This window comes from candidate division KSB1 bacterium, assembly GCA_022562085.1.
GTDB lineage: Bacteria > Zhuqueibacterota > Zhuqueibacteria > Oceanimicrobiales > Oceanimicrobiaceae > Oceanimicrobium.
This window is the reverse complement of the sequence record JADFPY010000420.1, coordinates 1-3,551: the sequence shown is the minus strand read 5'-3', so window position 1 is coordinate 3,551 and position 3,551 is coordinate 1. Positions and strand designations below refer to the sequence as shown.

Sequence of the window (3,551 nt, the reverse complement as noted above, 5' to 3'; positions counted from 1 at the left end):
TGATTTTAGAAGACCTTGATTTTGCAAAAAGTCGCGGGGCCGCTATTTATGCGGAAGTGATTGGTTTTGGCATGAGCACGGATGCATTTCATATTACAGCGCCGGACCCGCAGGGGTTAGGTCCCAAATTATGCATGAAAAATGCTCTCAAAAATTCAGGCATTCAACCGGAAGATGTGGACTACATCAATGCGCACGGCACCTCTACCCCACTAAACGACGTAACAGAAACGAAGGCAGTCAAGGATATTTTTGGTGAGCACGCTTATAATCTGCCAATGAGTTCAACAAAATCGATGACCGGGCACCTTTTGGGAGCTGCGGGTGCTATCGAAGCGATCTACTGTATCAAAGCAATAGAGGATCAAATCCTGCCACCTACAATCAATTATGAAACGCCTGACCCGGAATGCGATCTGGATTATGTTCCAAATGAGCCTCGCAAAGCCAAAATAGATATTACGTTGTCAAACTCATTTGGATTTGGCGGGACAAATGCGAGTGTGGTTTTAAAAAGGTTTCGGGGTTAGACCATACCCTTCCGAAGGTTCCGAATTTTTGGAGGGTTTCATTCAAATCACATTTGTCAAATCAGGCTTAATTTCAAAATTTTCCTTGACTTCGACTGGTTTTATTAGTATTATTTTTAGCTCAATCGTGAAACCATCCTAATAAAAAACAACGAACCAATTCGGCTGTATTACTCAATAAGAAGCGATTTCGGAAATTAACCTTACTTAAGCAAGGGAGGCCAAACCAGGTCTAAAATGATTGGTCAAAAAATTTCACATTACGAAATCCTGGAGAAGCTCGGTAGCGGCGGCATGGGGTCGGTTTATAAAGCCAAAGATTTAAAACTGGATCGGTTCGTTGCTATAAAATTTCTCAATAAAGAGCTCCTTACCAACAAAGAATCCCGCCAAAGATTCATCCATGAAGCAAAAACTGTCTCATCTTTAGATCACCCGAATATCGCGGTTGTACATGAGATCGATGAATTCGAGGATTCTATTTTTATTTGCATGGGGTTTTACGAAGGCGAAACCTTGCAAGATCTCATATCCCAGGGTCCCTTGCCTTTAGCCGATGTTTATTCACTTGCAATTCAAATTGCCCAGGGATTGGCAGAAGCACATAAAGCCGGCGTCGTTCACCGGGACATCAAACCTGCCAATATTATGGTTACCAAAAGCGGCCAGGTCAAGATCCTCGATTTTGGATTGTCAAAGGCGATAAACCTGACGGAGTTAACCCGGCAGGATACTATTCTCGGAACCGCTGCTTATATGTCTCCTGAGCAGATTCAGGGCAAACCATTGGATCATCTTACAGACATTTTTTCGTTTGGGATCATGCTTTATGAAATGACCACGGGAGAAAGACCTTTCAGCGGTGAATACGGGGCTGCAGTGAGTTATTCAATCATGCATGAGGAGCCACCGCCAATCAGGAACTATAGGCCGGAAATCCCGGATGCATTGGAAGATGTGGTTCTAAAAGCTCTATCCAAGGAAGAGCCGGAACGGTACCAATCCGCGACTGAGATTGAAAGAGATTTTACGGCAATTCAAGATGGTGATTCGGTAAAAACATCTTTACGCCCAAAAATTGCATTAACTACTCCAAGAAAACGAACCTGGGTTTTGGCCGGAAGCATCCTAATGCTCGGCTTAATTTTTTCCCTATTTACGGTTTTCAGATCAAGCCCAAAAACGTCCGGGACGGTTAATTCAGTTCTGGTTTTGCCTTTTATCTTTGAAGGGAGTGAACAAAACTGGAGTTGGTTAGGCGGTGCTATTACGGAGCTTATCAATACAAACTTGGCTCAATACAATTCTTTGCAAGTGTCGGGTTCCCGCCAGGGCGCACAAATTATGCGAAATATGGGAATCGAAAATCTGACAAATCTCAGCAAAGATGACTTGAAGAAAATTGCCCGCGCGGCAAAAATAAAAAGCATCGTCTCCGGTAGTCTAATCAAAATGGGAAACAAAATAAGTACGAGAGCCACGGTACTGCAAACAGACAATGGAGATTTGCTCCGCGAAACGAAGCCACTGGAAGGTGAGCCGCAAAAACTCAATGAACTGGCGGCAAATTTATCCTCGCAACTGGTAACGCTGTTAAAAATTGAGACAAATGCAAACAATATACCGGCAGAGCCTACACAATCCCTTGAGGCGTTTCGATTTTACCTCGAGGGCAAAGATGCCGCATATGACCGCCGATTTCCGGAAAGCATCGATAAGTTGCAAAAGGCCATTTCTTATGATTCAACATATGTCTCTGCCTATCGCTTGCTGGCTTATTCCCTGGATGAAACCGGAAATGACGCTGAGGCTAAAAAAGTACTGGCTAAAGGCAAACCATATATCTCTGACCTTTCGGAAGAGATGAGACTGGAGTATCTTCTCGATATGGCGAATTACGATGGCCGCTGGAAAAATTATGCGACCTACTTGGAACAACTACTTCATATCAAACCATTTGAGGCAAGTTATCATTTTAGTTATGGTTGGGTTCAATGGAAAAAATTCAGGCGGTTCGAGGCCGGTATCGCTGAGATGGAGAAGGCTTTACAGCTTGACTCAACTTATACCCGGGTTTATAATGATCTTGCTTTTGCCTACCTATATAATGGCAATCAGCGGAAAGCTTTTGAGAATATTGAAAAGAATATTAGCTTGAACCCAACCGATGTTAATCCACTAGATTCTAAGGCGAAAATTCAGGTGTTGGTGGGTCAATATCAAGCCGCTATATCCAACTATGAACGCGTCTTGGCGCTTCAGCCCGATTTCCCGGATGCTCGCCCTTTTCTAGCTCAAGCATATATCGCACTGGGACAATACTCCCGCGCTCTTGAGGTTTTGAACGAACATATGCGGTTCGCATATAGCCCAAAATTTAAGTCAATTGGTCAGGCATATAAAGCAAGGGTTTATTTCCTTAAAGGTGAATTTGTGAAAGCACTTGAGCTCGCCGACCAGGGGTTAGCAATGGATTCAGCTAATCTTATGGTCCATTGGATGCGGGCAAGAATCCTGCTGCAGTTAGAAAATAAAAGTGCCCTCCAGGACGAAATGGCCGCATTAGAATCCGCCGTACATAAATTAGGCGGACTTGATGGCAGGTGGTTTCTCTATCACCTACAGGGGGAAATTGCTTTGCAGGAACGTAATTTTAACAGAGCTATCGCATCGTTTAGGCAAGCTTTAGATCTAAAACCGCAAGACAGATCCTTTTATCTGACCGCCCTGGCCAAAGCTTATGATCAGGCAGGAAAATTATCAGAGGCGATGCAACAGTACGATGCAGCCTTAGCATTCAATCCAAATAATGCTCAAGCTGCTTTTGGGATTGCCAGCACTTACGAAAAGGCAGGAGAGCAACTGAAAGCTAAGCAAGCATACAAGAAGGTTCTGGAAATCTGGTCTGAAGCGGACGAAGGGATTGCAAAAATTGCAGTTGCAAGAAAGAAAATATCGACTTTAAGGATTAGAACCCAATAAATTGATTGAAAGGAGGTGATCACATGGGCCGCGCAGAAA

Annotated in this window: 2 protein-coding genes; both read left to right on the top strand. The window is 43.7% G+C overall.

What is annotated here, in order from left to right:
- Nucleotides 1–530: beta-ketoacyl-[acyl-carrier-protein] synthase II (locus IH879_21585; GenBank protein MCH7677520.1), on the top strand; the 530-nt coding region annotated here is incomplete at its 5' end.
- A 237-nt stretch (nucleotides 531–767) separates the two neighbouring features.
- Nucleotides 768–3,512 (top strand): protein kinase, encoded by a 2,745-nt coding sequence (locus IH879_21580; GenBank protein MCH7677519.1) that lies wholly within the window; start codon nucleotides 768–770, stop codon nucleotides 3,510–3,512.
- Nucleotides 3,513–3,551: the final 39 nt, after the last annotated feature.